14 protein-coding genes are annotated in these 15,802 nt (G+C 67.3%); 3 read left to right on the forward strand and 11 right to left on the reverse strand.

The window, feature by feature from the left end:
* Positions 1-99: 99 nt before the first annotated feature.
* From eccCb to G6N46_RS17760, 6 genes are read right to left on the reverse strand one after another with little or no spacing between them, the layout of a single operon-like run.
* Positions 100-1,845, reverse strand: a complete 1,746-nt coding sequence (eccCb, locus tag G6N46_RS17735) for a type VII secretion protein EccCb (protein WP_138247557.1) — start codon at positions 1,843-1,845, stop codon at positions 100-102.
* Positions 1,842-4,079: a type VII secretion protein EccCa gene (eccCa, locus tag G6N46_RS17740; RefSeq protein ID WP_064858598.1), complete on the reverse strand. Its 2,238-nt coding sequence runs from the start codon at positions 4,077-4,079 to the stop codon at positions 1,842-1,844. The genes eccCb and eccCa overlap by 4 nt, the downstream gene beginning before the upstream one ends.
* Entirely contained in the window at positions 4,076-5,551 is a 1,476-nt protein-coding gene (gene eccB / locus G6N46_RS17745) for a type VII secretion protein EccB (RefSeq protein WP_061000018.1), read from the reverse strand. The genes eccCa and eccB overlap by 4 nt, the downstream gene beginning before the upstream one ends.
* Positions 5,552-5,554: 3 nt before the next feature.
* Complete coding sequence (gene eccA / locus G6N46_RS17750; RefSeq protein ID WP_061000020.1) at positions 5,555-7,276, reverse strand: type VII secretion AAA-ATPase EccA; 1,722 nt, start codon at positions 7,274-7,276, stop codon at positions 5,555-5,557.
* Positions 7,269-7,787 carry a YbaB/EbfC family DNA-binding protein gene (locus G6N46_RS17755; protein WP_138247556.1) on the reverse strand — a complete coding sequence of 173 codons (519 nt, stop codon included), beginning with the start codon at positions 7,785-7,787 and terminating at the stop codon, positions 7,269-7,271. Before G6N46_RS17755 ends, eccA begins: the two co-directional genes overlap by 8 nt.
* Positions 7,788-7,789: 2 nt before the next feature.
* Positions 7,790-8,650, reverse strand: coding sequence for an ESX secretion-associated protein EspG (locus tag G6N46_RS17760; protein ID WP_138247555.1), 861 nt, complete (start codon positions 8,648-8,650; stop codon positions 7,790-7,792).
* Positions 8,651-9,169: 519 nt separating this feature from the next.
* Here G6N46_RS17760 and G6N46_RS17765 point away from each other — a divergent pair.
* Positions 9,170-10,354, forward strand: coding sequence for a MinD/ParA family ATP-binding protein (locus G6N46_RS17765; RefSeq protein WP_082762263.1), 1,185 nt, complete (start codon positions 9,170-9,172; stop codon positions 10,352-10,354).
* Between the two features lie 12 nt (positions 10,355-10,366).
* Here G6N46_RS17765 and G6N46_RS17770 read toward each other — a convergent pair whose 3' ends face one another.
* Positions 10,367-11,137: a transcriptional regulator gene (locus G6N46_RS17770; protein ID WP_407665123.1), complete on the reverse strand. Its 771-nt coding sequence runs from the start codon at positions 11,135-11,137 to the stop codon at positions 10,367-10,369.
* Positions 11,138-11,488: 351 nt separating this feature from the next.
* Here G6N46_RS17770 and G6N46_RS17775 point away from each other — a divergent pair, with 351 nt between their 5' ends.
* Together G6N46_RS17775 and G6N46_RS17780 are read left to right on the forward strand one after the other, a co-directional pair.
* Positions 11,489-11,785, forward strand: a complete 297-nt coding sequence (locus G6N46_RS17775) for a WhiB family transcriptional regulator (protein ID WP_064978846.1) — start codon at positions 11,489-11,491, stop codon at positions 11,783-11,785.
* A gap of 78 nt (positions 11,786-11,863) precedes the next feature.
* On the forward strand, positions 11,864-12,175 hold the full coding sequence (locus G6N46_RS17780; RefSeq protein WP_073694077.1) for a GNAT family N-acetyltransferase: 312 nt from the start codon (positions 11,864-11,866) through the stop codon (positions 12,173-12,175).
* A gap of 49 nt (positions 12,176-12,224) precedes the next feature.
* Here G6N46_RS17780 and G6N46_RS17785 read toward each other — a convergent pair whose 3' ends face one another.
* From G6N46_RS17785 to G6N46_RS17800, 4 genes are read right to left on the reverse strand one after another with little or no spacing between them, the layout of a single operon-like run.
* The gene (locus tag G6N46_RS17785) at positions 12,225-12,731 is read right to left on the reverse strand and encodes a pyridoxamine 5'-phosphate oxidase family protein (protein WP_138247554.1); all 507 of its coding nucleotides are present in this window, start codon (positions 12,729-12,731) and stop codon (positions 12,225-12,227) included.
* Positions 12,732-12,765: 34 nt separating this feature from the next.
* The gene (locus tag G6N46_RS17790) at positions 12,766-13,422 is read right to left on the reverse strand and encodes an enoyl-CoA hydratase-related protein (protein ID WP_073694079.1); all 657 of its coding nucleotides are present in this window, start codon (positions 13,420-13,422) and stop codon (positions 12,766-12,768) included.
* The gene (locus tag G6N46_RS17795; RefSeq protein WP_138247553.1) at positions 13,419-14,045 is read right to left on the reverse strand and encodes a TetR/AcrR family transcriptional regulator; all 627 of its coding nucleotides are present in this window, start codon (positions 14,043-14,045) and stop codon (positions 13,419-13,421) included. Before G6N46_RS17795 ends, G6N46_RS17790 begins: the two co-directional genes overlap by 4 nt.
* 55 nt (positions 14,046-14,100) lie before the next feature.
* Positions 14,101-15,783, reverse strand: a complete 1,683-nt coding sequence (locus tag G6N46_RS17800) for a serine/threonine-protein kinase (RefSeq protein WP_138247552.1) — start codon at positions 15,781-15,783, stop codon at positions 14,101-14,103.
* Between the last annotated feature and the right edge of the window lie 19 nt (positions 15,784-15,802).

Genomic DNA, 15,802 nt, shown 5'->3' on the forward strand with positions numbered 1-15,802 from the left:
CCACGGAACCCCCGTTTCCCCTTTGCCGATCAGCGGGCGTTTAGCGTTGCTGAACGTCTGAAACAGATACTACCGAGGGTTTTGGGGGGTCACCTACACTTATTCCGCGGGAGGATCAACGTAGGCCGCCTGGATGACCTCCTTACCGTCCGGTGAGACCAAAAGTGCCTGGCCAGGGGGCCTACGGCGCAGTTTGAACTCACTCGACGGGAACTCCGATTTCTCGCCCGACAGGAACATCGTCGGCGTTCCGGCGCCATACGCCGTACCGACGAACTTGTCCATCGTGGAACGGTGCGCCTGGCTCATCTGACACGTCACGATGATGTGCAGCCCGATGTCCGCGGCGGCCGGCAATAGCGGTGCCAACGGCGCCATCGGCGACCCCATACCGCTCGCCGCGACGATCATGTGCCAGTCGTCGACCAGCAGCACCACGTCCGGACCGCTCCACCAGGAGCGGGTGCGCAACTGCGACGTCGTGAGGTCCGGCGGTGGCAACCGCTTCTTCAGGTTGACCGCCAGCGCCTTGATGGACTCCTCCAACGCGGCGATGTTGCGGTTGATCGCACCCGCCGCGAGCAGATGCGTCTCCGGCACCGCGTCGAGCAGGCCCGAGCGGAAGTCGGCCAACATGAACCGCACCTGATCGGGGCTGTTGCGCTTGCAGATCGCCTCCGCCACCGCATGCGCGATGGTGGTCTTGCCCGACTTCGGCGCACCGAAGATGAGCTGATGCGGCGTGTTGTACATGTGGTTGTACGCCACCGAGAGGTCGGATTCGCGCACGCCCACCGGCACCGTCCAGCGGGTCCGGTAGTCGTTCTCCGGTCCGGGCGGGTTCGGGTCGAGTTCGTTCAGGTAGATCCGCTCGGGCAGCACGCGAACCCGCGGAGCCATATCCGTGTGCAGCGACGCGATGTGGTCGACAGCCGCGGTGATGGCCGGCACGAGGTCGTCGGCGCTGTGCACCCCGTCCATCCGGGGCACGCCGATCATCAGGTGGTGCTTCTCCATCGACACCGCGCGGCCGGGGCGATTCGGCGGGATGTCCCGGGTGATGCGGTCGATCTGCGTCTCGTTGACGTCACCGAGCCGGAACTCGACCTTGGTGCCCAGGTAGTCACGGACACGGGATTTCAGTTCCGTCCAGCGCGGCGTCGAGATGATGATGTGCACTCCGAACGCCAGGCCCTGACCGGCAAGGTCCTGCACCACCGGCTCCAGGTCCGGGAACTCACCGATGAATGCCGGCCAGCCGTCGATGATCAGGTAGACGTCACCGAACGGATCCTGCGACGCCGGATGATTCGGATCTTCACGCAACTGCCGGTAACTGGCGATCGACCCGATACGAAGCTCTTTGAAGGTCAACTCCCGTTGCCGTAGAACGGCTTTCATTTCCGCGACGACGCGCTGCACCCGGTCCGGTTCGGAACGGGTGGCGACGCCGCCGACGTGCGGCAGGTCCTCGAGATACATCAGGCCACCACCGCCGAGGTCGACGCAGTAGAACTGCACCTGCCTGGGGGAGTGGGTCGCGGCCGCCGACAGCACCAGCGTCTGCAGGAAGGTCGACTTCCCGGTCTGCGGCGCACCGCCGACCGCGATGTTGCCACCGGCCGCCGACGTGTCGATACCCCACACTTCCTGCTTGTGGCGACGCGGCTCATCCATGATGCCCAGGCCGAACCGCAACGGGGCACGCTGGTCACGCTCCACCAGTTCATTGACCGGCAGTGGATCCAGCAGCGGCGGCAGCCACATCTTGTACGCCCGGCTCTCACCGGTCGTCAGCTGGTTCAGCACCACTTCACGCAGCGCGCGCTGCTCGGTATTCGTCATCGCCCGATCCCCGAATCTGCCATCGGCGCGGCGGTGAACGGCCGAATCCGGAAGTTGTTCTGCGCCACCACTCGTGGCGCGTCGTCACCGTCGTCGTTCTCCGCTGCCGTCGGCACATAGGTGCCGCCTGTGTAGATGCTCTTGAACTTGACCGGATCCTCCATGCCGACCCGGAGGAAGCCGACGCCGCTCTCCTTGTTGGTGATGTACTGCGCCTCCGGCGTACCGATCACGGCCTTGGATTCGGCGGAGCTGGTGGTACGCAACGCGATTCGGTACGTCAGGTTGGGCTCCAGTTTGTCGATGCGGGCGCCACCGGTGTTGAGTGACTGCGTCGCCAGCAGCAGGTGCACGCGCAGCGACCGGCCCACGCGGCAGATGCGGTCGAACAGTGCGATGAAGTCCGGGTGATTCTGCAGCAACTCCGCGAACTCGTCGACGACGACGAAAAGCGTTGGGAGCGGCGGCAGATCGGCCCCGCGCTCGCGGTACTTCTCGTACTCGGCGACGCCCGACAGCGCACCGGCCGCGCCGACCTGCATACCGGCCTGACGCAGGATGTTCTGCCGCCGGTCCAGCTCACCGGTGAGCACCTCGCCCATGCGGCCGACGAGTTCGGCTTCCTCTTCCATGTTGGTGACGACGGCCGCCGTGTGCGGCAGCTTCTCCATACCGAGGAACGTCGAACCACCCTTGAAGTCGGTAAGCAGCAGGTTGATCTGATCCGGATGGTGCGTCGCAACCAGCGAAAGGATCAGCGTGCGAAGGAATTCCGATTTACCGGAACCCGTCGTACCGATCAGCATGCCGTGCGGACCGGCACCGAACTCGGCGCCTTCCTTGATGTCGAGATACATGATCTCGCCATTCTTGAGCTGGTGGCCGAACGGAATCCGCAACCGGTCCTGATCCGTATCCGAGTACATCCGCCAACGTCGCGGCGTGACCTCCTCGACGCTGCGCGCGCCGACCAGGTGGTGCCACTCGCTCGACACCTTCTTCTGGACACGGGTGCCCTTGTCGATGATCGTGCCGGTGATGGACCATCCCGCAAGCTTGCGCGCCAACCGGCCCGCCGACGTCGGGGTCACCGAGTCGGTCACGGTGGTCACCTCACGCCAAGGCTGGGACGCCGTACGGTCCTCGCATGAGCCATCCGGATTCACCTTGATGCGGTAGCCCGACCGGTGGTTGCCCTTCGTTATGACGGTGACGCCGGCCCGGCCGTCGACCGGGAAGCCGGCCTTGCCGCCGGTCAGGTCGACCACCAGCACATAGGGACCGGAAGGCGGCGCGTCGGCGCTGTGCGGACCACGCGCCGTCAGGTCGGCCAACCCGTCGGGCTTGGTGAATACCAGGCGCTTGGGTCCGGCGTCGTCGAACTCGGTCTGGCTCTGCACATGTGGCAGCCACTTGAGCCACGCCCAGTCGGGATCGTCGAGATCCTCCATCAACACCCGGATCTGCAGCAGGTCCGGCGGATGGAAGACCGCCAGGTGGCAGATCATGGCGGCGAGCAGACCCCGCGACCCTTCCGGATCACCACCGATCGCGATGGTCGGGTAGCTCTTGAGGATCACCAGCTTCGGGCAGTCGTGCACGAGACCGTGGGTGCGCAGGAACTTCGTCACCCACATGTGGCTGACCGGTTCCAGGTGAGCCTGGGGTGCGGCCATCGGGCCCGCCAGGTCCGACCCGATGTTCGGCTTGAGCAGCCGGTCGACCGCCGCCTGCGCGCCGATACCGATGCGGGCGCCCATGAAGAAATCGGCGTTGTTGCCGCTGACACTGCGGGACCACTGTCGTTGTGTCCCGACGATGGACAGCAGGTCCTCGGGATGCGGTGCGTGGTAACTGAAGAACGTGACCTGAGCGTCGGCAGACGATGTCACGCGCGTCCGCAGGCCGGCCAGGTACCGCAGATACTCCTTGCGATCCTCGTTGATCTCCGGCACCTTCTTGCCGCCGCCACCGCCGCTGGCCATGTAGCCGACGGTGCCCATGATCATCATCAGCGGCATCATCAGCATGTACGGCGACAGCTGGCGGACGCCGGTGAAGATCATGATCGCGATCATTCCGAGCATGCCGCCACCCATGACATACGGCATCGCCTTCTGCATGCCGGACGCGGGGATTTCGATGCCCAGGTCGTCGGGCGGCGTCACGTTGATCTCGCCCGGCGTCAGACGCGGGCCGCGCTTCATCGACGGGGTGAATTTCTTGGTCGTCATGACGCACCTCCCGGATGCGGCTGAGCCGCGGCCTCGTCGTTGCCGCCACCCACCCTCCGCGGTTTCGGATCCGCCGGCAGCGTGTCGTGTTCGAGCAACGCCGCCTCCTTCGACAGGACCGGGCCTTCCATCAGCAGGCCGACCACCTGCCACGGCGCCGTGGTGGCGCCGCTGAGGCCGAGGGCCTTGGCCGTGTCGTCATTGGCTATCCCGTACCGGACGCCCTGGGCGTCGACGTAGTACCGGGCCTCGCCGTAGCGCGGGTCGGGCGACTGCAGCCGGATGTACTGCCCACCGTCGATGTAGACGGTGGCGTCGCCGCTGATCTGCTTGATGCCGTTGCCCATCGAGCTCGCCGGGATGGGCAGGTGCCGGCCGACGATCACGGTGGTCTTGGCACCCTGGTCACCGGCTTCGCGCTGCCACGACCAGCACACCGTCGGATCGTCCTGCGGCAGCAACATCGTCATGGGCTTTGCAGGCAGCGGTGAGGTGTAGGTCTGCTCGGGGATCTTCGCGACGACACTGGATTCCACCGACGGCGGCGAGATCAGGCCGTACGAGTTCGTGGCCCGCAGCGCAGCCGCCGTGGTGTCGTTGACCTTCGCGACGCCGTCCGGCAGCACGACGTACTGCTGCTTGCTGTTGTCGGTGATGGTCTGGAACACCGTGCCGTTCACCAGATTCGGCGGCAGGCCGACGGTGTTGGGCGCCCCCGCCGCCGGGATCGGGGCCAAGGCCCAGGGCCCGACGTTCGGCAGTGCGTTGAACAGGCCCGACGAGATGGGCGCCGACTTCGAGCCGACCGGGATTCCCACGGCGGAGGTCAAGGCACGATCGGCCAGGTCGATCGCATGCCGACCGTCCTTGGTGATGAGCCAGGTCTTGTCCTGGTACTTGACCAGCACGCCCTGGTCCGGACGAATGGGGCCGACGCCGCCGCCCAGGACAACGGGTTCGACGAGCACCGATGTCTCGACGGTCGGGGTGACGCTCTCGGGCTTGGTGACGGTGTCGCATACCGACCACGTACCGGAGGTGCCGTTGACCGCCGTCGCGTAGGGCGCACCGGGAATGCCGATCGGTTGGCCCTTCGGCATCTTGGCCAGCTCGGCCGGCTTGACCACTTGCGGCTCGCCGGTGTGGCCGAGGACCAGCCGCGCCGAGGTGAGGTTGTACACCGGACGGATCTGCTGCGTCCCGGGCATGACGACGTACAGCTGGTTGGTGCTGCGGTCGACGAGCAGTGCATCCTCGCCCCGCTTGCCCTGAGGTTTGAAGTAGGCCAGCATCGCCGCACCGAGGCAGACGATGACCGCGACGACGATGCCCGCCGACACCGACCGGCTGTAGAACTGCAGCGGGTCGTCGAACATGCGGGTGTCGCGCCGCACGATGGCGTGCTCGACCCGACGGAGCAGGAAGCGCCAGCCGCTGACCTGAACCTTGGTGGTGAGCCGGAAATCTGCCATCGGTTATTCGCCGATGTTCAGTCGCCGGTGCACCCCGCTGATCGCGGAAGCCATGTCGTCGCCCGTGATCTCGCCCAGCGCTTCGACGCTGAGGCTCTCGATGTCCATCGACCGGGCGAGTCGCATGTCGCGGGCCTGCTCGCCGGCTTCGACCAGCTGGCGCGCGTAGCGGCCGTTACCTGCGATGTCGATGGCCGGCTTGCCGTTGAGCTCATGCTGATACAGCGTCGTCGCCGCTTCCAGGACGTGTTTTGCCGCTTCGTCATCGATCGCCGAATCGTTGCTCTTGGCAATGACTTTCGCGATCTCGACGATCTCTTCGGGCGAGTAGGACTCGAACTCGATGCGGGTGGCGAACCGGGACCGGAGACCGTCGTTGGCTTCCAGCAGCCGGTCGATGTCCGAGCTGTAGCCGGCGATGATGACGACCAGTCGGTCGCGGTCGTTCTCCATGCGGGCCAGCAGGGTGTCGATGGCCTCCGAGCCGAAGGCGTCGCCGCCCTGCAGCCCGTCCTGGATCAGCGTGTAGGCCTCGTCGATGAACAGCACGCCGCCGAGGGCCCGGTCGATGACCTTCGACGTCTTCACGGCGGTGTGGCCGAGGTACTCACCGACGAAGTCCTTGCGGGACGTCTCGACCAGCTTGGGTTCGGCGATGACGCCGAGGCCGGCCAGGATGTTCGCGACCACCCGGGCGATGGTGGTCTTACCGGTTCCCGGCGGCCCGGTGAAGATCATGTGCTTGGACTGCTGCGCGACCTTCATGCCGCGCGCGGCCCGGATTTTCGCCATTTGCGTTGCGGCGCGGTAGGTCTCGATCTGTTCTTTGACCTTGGCCAGGCCGATCTGCCGGTCGAGTTCGGCCTGCGCGTCGCTGAGCATCTTGTCGCGCGCCGAGGTGTCCGCCACGACGCTGTTCGGATCCCACTTGTCCGACCGGGCGGCGATCTTCTCCGGCGTGGTGGTCTGCAGCCGGTAGTTCGGATCACGAAGCGCCTCAGCGACTTTCGGTTCGGGGAAGTTGGCCTGCAGCCACTCCAGCAGGCGCCGGGCGCCCTCTTCGTTGCCCTGATCCCGGAAGGTCATGGCCAGGTACCAGGCGATCGGCCGGCCGCACGCCGTACCGGCCGGCGACTCGTTGGCCTCGGTCAGCTTGTCCTTGGCCTCGGTGAACAATCCGAGGTTGGCCGCAGCGACGCCGCGCGCCACGCCCGCCGCGCCGGCCAGGAAGGCGTCCGGCCAGCTCTCCGAACCGCGGAGCACCTCCATGACGTCGGTCCAGCGCTGGCCACCGGTGTAGATGACGGCCTTGACCCACGCCACCAGATGCTCCGAACCACCGACCGCCGCGCTCTCGACGGCCTCCAGCGCATCGGCGTAGTTGCCTTCGGCGGCCTCGTTGACGGCGAACGCCAGCGTGAGCGCCAGGGGCGAGTTCACCGGGTAGGTGATGTCGCCGAGCTCGCCGCCGATCCGCACGCGCGCGTTGACCTGAGCCAGCGACACCTCGGCCTGCCCGGCGAGCATGCCGAGGTTGCCGCGCGAGTACCAGGCGCGGAACAGCGTGGTCCGGTCGGCGTCACCGCACCGGATGCGCCCGATCCACGCGTCACACGCGGTGTCGTCGACCGAGGTGATCTCGGTGAACAGCTGCATCGAGCGCGCCGGTGCGGTGTCCAGCATGCCGACGGCGTTGTTGAACATGGCGGCGAGTTGGTCACTCATTGGCGTCTACTTCCCCTGAATATCTGGTGGCAAAGATGTGGGCGCGGGTCGCGGCGGCGTCTTCCGGCGACGGGAGGTCGAGACTGCGGGACAGGAAATCCTTGGCCTCGGCGCGGTCGTGGCCCAGGTCCCGGAGTCCCGAGTACATGACGTCGTACTGCGCCGACCTGCCATCCTGGCGGGCCAGGCCGGCGATCACGAGAACTTCCTCCGCCAGTTCGACTTCCGTCATGTTGGTGACGCCCGGGGCGAGCCGGACCCGGTGGATCCGGCCGTCCATGAGGGCCGTGACCGTCACCGTCTGAGGCGGGTTCGTGACCGTGTACCCGAACTGGGGCGGTTCGTCATCGCGGTCCGGCACGTCGTCCTCGGCGCCCCCGGCATCGGAGGTGACCACATCGTCGTCGGCGTAGAGGTAGTCGAGAGCGCCGCCGAGGTCGTCGTCCGAGCCGTCGTCCGGATCATCGCCCGACGGCTCGTCATCGAACCCGTCATCATGGTGGGCCGCCAACGTCAGTCCTGGTAGTCGTCGCCGGCGGCGCCCGCAGCGGGCGTGTCGAACCAGGACCGCGACGGCAGGAACTCCAACAGCCCTTGCAGGGCGCGTTCCAGGTTCTCGTCGGTGCCGGCGAGGAAGCTGCCGTACAGCTCGCCGCTGACCTTCCGCGGCAGGGAGACGATGCGGCCCAGCCGGGAGTCGAGGACACCGGCAGCCACGTCGGCCTGGCTGTACGTGCCGCCGGCGTGCCGCTCGTTGGCGGTGAGCTCGACCCACGAATCGGGGTTGGCGATGAGTTCGGAGTAGGTCCGCGCCGAGCTCAGGCTGATGCCGAACTGGGTGAGCTGGTCGGGCGTGCGGGCGTCGGTGAGACGGCTGGTCGACGCGGTGAGGGGCTCGACGTTCGCGGGGTTGGCCGATCCGAGCACGGCATTGACCATGCCGGCCAGGCCCACCTGCGGGGCGACCCGCTGCACGACCAGCATCTCGCCGTCGCGGGCCGCGACCACGTGCCGTTCGCCCTTGCGACAGACCACGAACCGCAGCATCTTCCCGCCGACATCGCGGCGCCACCAACGGCCCTCGATCGTGCGGTCGGCGCGGCTGAGGGTGTCGACCATCGCGGCCACTTCCGGATGCGGGTTCCCGTAGATGTCGAGTACGCCCTGCGCCGACAGATCGCGGCGCACCTGCTCCCAGACGATGTCCCGCAGGTCCAGTTGCGGGATGTTGGGCCGGATGCCGAGGCTCGTCGGAAAATCCATGAGACCGAGCTTGTCGGCGATGACCAGCATGCCGTCGATGGTGACCTCGACCGCGATGACGTCGTCGATGCCGCCCGAGGCGGTGCCGGCGGCGGTGTACGGGCCGGTCACGACAACCACCCCGACGACATAGCCGAACCAGACGACCCGGCATCACGCCCGGCGCATGTGTCCACCCGCTGCATCTCGGCTCCACCCCCTGTTCCCGGCGCCAGGCGCCGGGCATCGCTGTCCTCCGTGACCATCTTGGTACGCCACCTGACGGACGGCAGGCCGATGGCCAAACTCCTACGCGAGTCACGGCATCTGACCTGCGCGGGCGGCCCCACACCACCCCCACAGCGCTTCCCCACAACCCGCATCGAGCCTACCAGCGGGTCCGCCGCCGGATCCGCACCAATTCGCCGGCGCCGCCCGCCCCGTCGACACGGCCGCCGCATCGCGAAAAACGTTGGCGGACAAGCTGATCAGCGGTGCCACCGCAGTTGCACCCGAACCGCCCATCGAACGGGCGGCGACGCGATTGGGCCCGGCCATCCCGCCGTCGACGCCGGCGTGGTCGATACTGGGATGGCATCCGCGTCTTGGCACCTGCGTCGAGCGAACTTCAGGAGAGAAAGCGCGTATTCGGTGACTGACCACTTCGAACCGCAGCCGGGCCCCCCGGAAAGCGCTTTCGCCGGACATCCCGTCAACACGCCGCCGGCCTGGCCGCGCGTGAATCCGGCAGCGCACAACACCGGTATGCAGCACACGGAACCGCTGCAGCGCAGGACCGGCTACCCACCACAGCCCGGCCCGGTCCAGCCCGGACCGCCACCACAGCAGCCGTGGCCCCACGGTCCCCAGGGTCAGTTCGTGCCGCCAGGGTCGTACGCCGATGCCATCCGCCGCGACGACCTGCTCCGGACCCGCAAGCCCGAGCCCGGTCGCGGCTGGCGCAAGACGTTGTTCAAGGCGACGTTCGGGCTGGTCAACCTGGGTCCGTCACCCGACGAGATCCAGGAGGCGCAGCAGATCAACCGGATCCGGTCGGCGCTGTCGGGCCATTACAAGGTCGGCGTGATGGGCAAGCGTGGCGTCGGCAAGACGACGGTGTCGGCCTCGATCGGGTCGCTGTTCGCCGAGCTCCGGCAGGAGGATCGGGTGGTGGCCGTCGATGCCGACACCGCGTTCGGCAAGCTCGGCAGCCGCGTCGACCCCAAGGCCCTGAGCTCGTACTGGGAGTTGGCTTCCGACCAGCACCTGGAGAGTTTCGCCGACATCCGCAACCGCGTCGGCAGCAACGCCGCCGGGCTGTTCGTGCTGGCCGGCGAGGCGAGCCCAGCCCGCCGGAGGGTGCTGGATCCCGCCGTCTACCGGGAGGCCGCGTCCCGGCTGGACCGCCATTTCACCATCTCGATCATCGACTGCAGTTCCACCATGGACAGCCCCGTCACGCAGGAGGTGCTGCGGGATCTGGACGCGCTCATCGTGGTGTCGTCACCGTGGGTCGACGGTGCCGGCGCCGCGGGGCAGACGCTCGACTGGCTGGCGGCACACGGCCTCAATGGCCTGCTGCAGCGAACCGTGGTGGTACTCAACGATTCCGACGGTCACGCCGACAAACGCACGCGTTCGGTGCTGGCCCAGCAGTTCGCTGGGCAGGGACAGGCCGTCGTCGAGGTGCCGTTCGACGGGCACCTGCGGCCGGGCGGCGTCATCGCCGGCACGCGGGAGATGGCACCGGCGACGCGGCGCAAGTTCATCGAGATCGCCGCCGCGCTCGCGGCGAACTTCCCGACCAGTGACGACCGGCATCGCGAGCGATCCTGACGCCTGGGGTGGCTAGACGAGCTGCACTAGCAGCTTTTCGACCAATTCCTTGTCCTGGTCGGACACCGCCGCTTCGGCCTCGGCACCCACCACGACAGACTCCGGGACCCCGGCCGCAAGCGCCGTCTCCTGAATGGTCAGATTGGCACCGCGGCGGGCTGCGTACAGCCGCTGTCCGAGCGTCGCGGTAGGCGCTTTCGCGCCGAGCAACGTCAGTTCGTCGATCCGGGCGCGCACCAGTCCCAATGCCTTGATCAGAGGCGGCGACACCGGCCCGAGCCGGGCGGCGCTGGCGGCGACGGCTTCGAGTTGCCGCAGGTCGGACAGGATCTGCGTGACCCACGGCGTGAATTCGGAATCCTCGATCGCCGGCAGGGCATCGGCCGTGGCGCCCAACGTGTTCACCGCCGCGACGACGGCCTGCGCGATCAGCGGCACCTCGCCGGCGTTGGTCAACGGCGGGGCGGGAGCGGCCTGCGCCTGGGCCGCGGCCGGCACCTGGGTAGGGGCCGGCTCGCCGCTACGGATCCGTGCGATGGTTCCCGGTGGCCACTGCAATACCTCTTCGAGGCGCAAGCGCGTTCTCTCCCGCGGCCAGCTCCGGCCTTTCTCGAAGGAGATCAGCGCTCCGGCGTTGATGATGCCGTCGGCTGCCAGACTGCGCTGGCTGATGTCCAGTTCACGGCGCCGAGCGGCAGCGGCCGCGCCGGCGCGCTCCATTCCGGGATCGACTGCGGGCAGGGCGATGTATTCGGTGACGTCATCGGGATCGATGTTCGGCACCCGATGTCACCTCCCATCACTTGCGGCCCGCGCTCAACACGAAATCCGGAGCGCTGTCAGCAGTCCGGTACAGCTTAGCCCGTTCCGTCCCGCATAACTATTGCGTTGACAGTCACTGAACCGTATCGGTGTGGCGCCAAGCGCTTCAGTTAGACCGTACACCCCACCTGATTGTCGACTTTCACCAATGTTATTCCGGACCATTCGGATGATTTGGGTCTCGTTACAGCCCGCTGACCTGCGATTATTCGTAACGCTACGGTTTACCTGTTGCGTTACTGCAGTCTGGCGCTATAGATTCTTCCCAACCGCGACGGAACAGTCGCAGCGCAACAACAAAGGAGTACTCCGATGACCGCAATTGCCATGGACGGCCTGCCGCTCGGTGAGTGCACCCGGAGCCCGGAGCAGTGGACGACGATCGCCAGCGAAGAGGCCAAGAGCCTCTGCCGCCAGTGCCCGCGCCGCTGGGCCTGCGCGCGTGACGCCGTCGAACTGCCCCGCGCCGAAGGCCTCTGGGCCGGCATCGTCATCCCGGCCGAGGAGGGCCGCGGCCGGACGTTCGCGATGAAGCAACTGCGGTCCCTGGCCGAGGCCAACGGCTACCCGGTCCGCCGCCAGCGCCGCATCTTCCTCGAAGTCGCGTAGTACCCGCTGCCCACGCTGCCGTTTGAGGGGGCGGCAGCGCGGGCAGCGGCTTTACGCACGAGGGTTACCGTGGCTCCTATGGCCACTACGAGCACCACCGACAAGACCGGAGCACCGACCACCGTCACCGCCGAAGCCGGGCGATTCACCATCGCCGTCGACGGCAAGACGGTCGGGCTGATCGATTACATCGACCAGGGTGGCCGACGCATCTTCCCGCACACCGAAGTTCAGCCCGAGTACGGCGGCCGTGGACTGGCGACGATCCTCGTCGCCGAGGCATTGGACGCCACCCGGGCCGCAGGGTTACGCATCGTCCCGGAATGCTCGATGGTCAGCGGATACATCGCCAAACATCCCGAATACGCTCCGCTGGTCGACCAGGCCTGAGTGGTTTGGGCGCGCTCCGTATCGGAGAGTGATACGGGGCGCGCCGAGATCACTGCTGGTTCAGGTACTGCGCGGTCGAGCCGCTGACCGGCATGTCGGGCATGCCGAGTTTGCGGTGGTCCCAGCTGCGCATGCGGCTCGGTACGACGCGGACCGCGATGCGGTTGTTCATCATCTGGTCGACGAACGGGCGCATCTCGTCGGTGTACGGGCCGGTGTAGCGCTCCCAGACACTGATGCCGACGCGCAGGCAGGTGTCGGGATCCTCGACGATCTCGGCGGTGCCGTCGATCGACACACCACGCAGGGTGCCGTAGGTGTCACCGTCCTCGATCATCACGGTGATGGTCGGGTCCCGGCGCAGGTTGACCGCCTTCTGCGACTTGGCCTTGGTCTCGAACCAGATTTCGCCGTCGAGCACGGCGTACCACATGGCCACCAGGTGCGGCCGGCCGTCAGCCAGGACGGTGGCCATGGTCGCGGTCCGGCTGCGATCGATGAACTCGACGATCTCGTCGTCGGTCATGACGATCTTCTTGCGCTCGTTCTGTCCCACGCTCTTATGCCTATCAGGCCGCCTCTGGGGGCCGTTACTCGCCCCGCAGCGCCGCGATCGCCGGGCTGAACATCGTCGCCTTGATGGCGGCCATGGTCTGGGAATCCTTGCCCGACACCGGAATCACGAGATCCACGGCGGCGGAGACCACCGCGTCCTCGGCCGCGGCCAGCTCGACGATGCCGTACTTGGCGGCGTCGTCGCCCCCGAAGCGCCGGCCGGTGGTCATCGACGCGATGGCCGCCTGCGGCGTCAGCTTGGCCTGGATCAGCGCGGCCATGCCCGGGGTGAAGGGAATCCGGATGTCGACCTCGGGGAAACAGAAGAACCCGCGGTCGGCGCGCATGGTCCGGTAGTCGTGGGCCATGGCCAGCATGGCGCCGGCGCCGAAGGCGTGCCCGTTGACCGCGGCGGCCGTCGGGATCGGCAGCGTCAGCACCCGCGCGAACAGGGCGTGGACCCGCCCGACGTACGCCTGCATCTGGTCGCCGTGCGCCATCAGCCAGTCGAGATCCAGCCCGTTCGAGTAGAACTTCCCGGCACCGGTGGTCACGAGCCCCTGGGCGCCACCGGCGACGAGATCGTCGATGGCACTGTTGATGTCGTCGAGGAAGCCCAGCGAGAACCGGTTCTCGTCGTCGCCGAGATTCAGGATGGCGATCTTGTCCTGGTAGCTGACGGTGATGGTCATGGTTGTTTCCTCCTGGTTGGGGTGGGTTCGTCGGCAAGGACGGCACGGACAGCTGCGGTCAGCCGATCACGCGCCCAGCTGTTGCTGATTCTGTTGCGGGACAAGATGATTGCGGTCGGTAGGTCGACGATGCACACCGTGATGGCGTCGACCGCCGCGCCGTCGCGCCGGTCCCACAGGTGCGACGACAGCCGCACCATCAGGTCGATCAGCTGACGGTCGAGGTCTTGGAGTTGGGCCGCCAGCGCTCCCGGCAGGTCGGGGCCGAGCAGCTGGTCGCGCTGCACCCGCCACACCAGTTCGGCCGACTGGCGTTGACGTTCGTAGAACACCGCGGGTGCTTGGGCGGCGGCGACGACGGCGTCCACGGGGTCTGCTGCGATGTCAGCGAGCGCGGCGTCGACCAATTCCGTTTGTACATCGAGGAATCGGCGCGCGGCACGCAGCCAGGTGCGGGCGACGAGCTCGGATCGCGAACCGAAGTTGTGATAGATCGCGCCGTTGGAGACGCCCGCCGCGGCCGCCACCGAACGGGTGGTGACACCGGCCGGCCCGGCCTCGACGGCCAGCGACTCGGCGGCGTCGAGCACCGAGTCGAGGTCATACACACGAGGCCGGGGCACCGGCACACCATAACAGAGCAATCGCTCCGTTACTGCGCAGCGGGGGCGCGGCCCGTTACGGCGGATAGATCTGCTTGATGGTCCCGTCGGCATTGACCTGCATGTATCCGGTCCCCGGCGCCGTGGAGTGGATCGCCAGCCCCAGACCGCCGCCCTCTTCACCCTCGATGATGAGGTACAGCTGCGAGCCGGGCTCCGCGCCCAGTTGCGGCGGCGCGCCGGCCATGGTGGCCGCCACGGCCTGGGCGTTGATGGCGCTTAGGTCGGCCAGCACATCGAACGAACTGGTGGAGGTGTCCGAGCCCCACTTGTTCCAGCTGCCGCCGCGGTACATGAAGCTCTGGTCGACGTGCTTGTTCGTGGGAGAGACGCGATCCATGACCGCGTAATCCGGGTAGACCACCAGCTTGAATCCCATGGCGTCCCCGAACTTCGCCTTGATGGTCCCGATCAGATCGGTCAGACCGTCAGCAGTCTGCAGCTGGCTCGGTCCCGCCGGCGTCGACGCCGCGGTCGACGCCGGCGTGGACATGCCACCGGTCGGGTACCCGGTGGTGCCACCGGGACCGGTGGGCACCGACGGAAACAGTTGCGCGCTGGGGTCATTGGTTGCCTGAGGCTGATCGCCCGAACCGCTGTCGGACCACATCACGTAGGCCACACCGGCGCCCCCGAGGATGACCACCGTGACCAACGCCGCCACGATCACCACCGCCGAGTTGCGCCACCATGACTGTGCGGGTTGGGCATTCGTCATCTGGGGCGGCGACCACTGCGCCGACCCGGCACCCAGACCGTGCGCCGGGGTCGCGTACTGCGTGTGCGCGTGCGCGGGGTAGGACTCGGGGCCGGTCGTGGGGTACGGGACCGCCGGCGCGGCCCATGCCGGCGGCGGTGTCTGCTGAGCGGGTTGCGCATTCTGCGCGGGTCCGGTCAGCGCGGCACGGGCAGCGCCGGCCAGGTCTTTGGTTGTGGCGTAACGCAGTTCGGGATCTTTGGCCATGCCGGTGGCGATGACCTGGTCCATGTATGCGGAAATCCCCGGCCGCATGGTCGACGGCCGTGGCGGATCCGAATAGAGGTGGCTGGTGATCTGCCGCTCCATGCTGTCGCCCGGAAACGGCGGGGCGCCGACCAGACATTCGTGCAGCACGCACGTCAGCGCGTAGATGTCGGAACGCGCGTCGCACCGGTCGCTGGTGAAGCGTTCGGGCGCCATGTAGGCGACGGTGCCGATGGTGGCGCCGGTGTGGGTCAGCTTGGTCTCGCCGGCGGCACGGGCGATGCCGAAGTCGATGAGGTAGGCGAAATCGTCTGGGGTGACCAGAATGTTGGCGGGTTTCACATCGCGGTGCACCAGTCCGACCCCGTGGGCGGCGCCGAGCGCGGCGGCGATCTGTTCGACGATCGAGACGGCGCGCTCTGGTGCCAGCGGGCCGTCGGCCAACAGCTGCTGGACGGTCTTGCCGTCGATCAACCGCATCGTCACGAACAGCCGGTCGTCGATCTCACCGAAGTCGTGGATCGGCACGATATGCGGCTCATCCAGGCCCGCTGCGGCGTGCGCCTCCCTGCGGAACCGCACCTGGTACTGCTCGTCGTCGGCGAACGTCGGGGGCAGCACCTTCATCGCCACGACGCGCTTCATGGTGGTGTCGTAGGCCTTCCAGACCTCACCCATGCCGCCGCGACCGAGCAGCTCAATCAGCCGGTACCGGCCGAACGGTGTCCCATCCACCGGCTAACCATAAGACAGG

It is taken from the genome of Mycolicibacterium phocaicum (assembly GCF_010731115.1).
GTDB classification, from domain to species: Bacteria; Actinomycetota; Actinomycetes; order Mycobacteriales; family Mycobacteriaceae; genus Mycobacterium; species Mycobacterium phocaicum.

Coding starts and splice junctions, on each gene's coding strand:
- eccCb (WP_138247557.1), bottom strand. CDS start 1,845: ATGACGAATACCGAGCAGCGCGCGCTGCGTGAAGTGGTGCTGAACCAG.
- eccA (WP_061000020.1), bottom strand. CDS start 7,276: ATGAGTGACCAACTCGCCGCCATGTTCAACAACGCCGTCGGCATGCTG.
- G6N46_RS17790 (WP_073694079.1), bottom strand. CDS start 13,422: ATGACCATCACCGTCAGCTACCAGGACAAGATCGCCATCCTGAATCTC.
- eccCa (WP_064858598.1), bottom strand. CDS start 4,079: ATGACGACCAAGAAATTCACCCCGTCGATGAAGCGCGGCCCGCGTCTG.
- G6N46_RS17780 (WP_073694077.1), top strand. CDS start 11,864: ATGGCCACTACGAGCACCACCGACAAGACCGGAGCACCGACCACCGTC.
- eccB (WP_061000018.1), bottom strand. CDS start 5,551: ATGGCAGATTTCCGGCTCACCACCAAGGTTCAGGTCAGCGGCTGGCGC.
- G6N46_RS17775 (WP_064978846.1), top strand. CDS start 11,489: ATGACCGCAATTGCCATGGACGGCCTGCCGCTCGGTGAGTGCACCCGG.